The sequence below is a fragment of the Pseudomonas juntendi genome (genome assembly GCF_009932375.1).
GTDB lineage: Bacteria > Pseudomonadota > Gammaproteobacteria > Pseudomonadales > Pseudomonadaceae > Aquipseudomonas > Aquipseudomonas juntendi.
This window is the reverse complement of sequence record NZ_BLJG01000556.1, coordinates 1-720: the sequence shown is the minus strand read 5'-3', so window position 1 is coordinate 720 and position 720 is coordinate 1. Positions and strand designations below refer to the sequence as shown.

Annotated in this window: 1 pseudogene; it reads right to left on the bottom strand. The window is 69.0% G+C overall.

The window, feature by feature from the left end:
* Positions 1-715, bottom strand: a pseudogene (locus tag GYA94_RS27245) (mechanosensitive ion channel protein); the annotation flags it as partial.
* Between the last annotated feature and the right edge of the window lie 5 nt (positions 716-720).

Sequence of the window (720 nt, the reverse complement as noted above, 5' to 3'; positions counted from 1 at the left end):
TGCCGCCAAGCTGGCGGGCGATCTGCGGGCTGGTCAGGGCGTCGCTCCAGGCGGCAAGGAAGCCGATGAGGAACAGCGGCCGTGGCGCCAGGCGCTTGATCACCGCCACGGCGGGGCGTTTATGGCCAGCGTCGAACAGGGTGATCAGGCAGAGGATGATCGACGTCGAGAACAGCCCGCTGCTGGTCGCATAGGCCAGGCTCAAGCCAAGCGCGCGTGCCACGGAGGGGTCGAGGAAGCGGCTCACATAGAGCGTCACGGGCAGGCTGGCCAGGGCTGGCAAGGTGTAGGGCAACAGGTAGCCCAGCAGGTCACTGACGCGTTTGTGCTCGCGCAGCCAAGGGCGGCGCGACACCCGTTTGGCGACCCAGCGCCCACCACCGCCAAGCAGGCCGAACGCGGCGCCCCAGGTGAGGGTCAGGAGCAGGAAGTTGCCCGCCAGGTGCAGTGAGTCACTGGCCGAATGGCGGTCGACCAGGCGCTCCACTTCCTGGGCGGCGCGGTCGGTGCGAAGGCGCCAGGCGTCAACCAGGTGGGCGTCGAGGTCCATCTGCCGGGCAGCGCTGTCCAGGCCATCGGCAAGGGCGCCCAGCAGGCCGCCTTGCAAGACTGGTTCGGGTTCGGCGGGTGGGTCTTCGCCGGGGGCGGGGTCGGCAGCCAGCAGGTGAGTGCTCAACAGGCAGCCGAGCAGCAGGGTCGAAAAGAAACGCAGCACTGGAG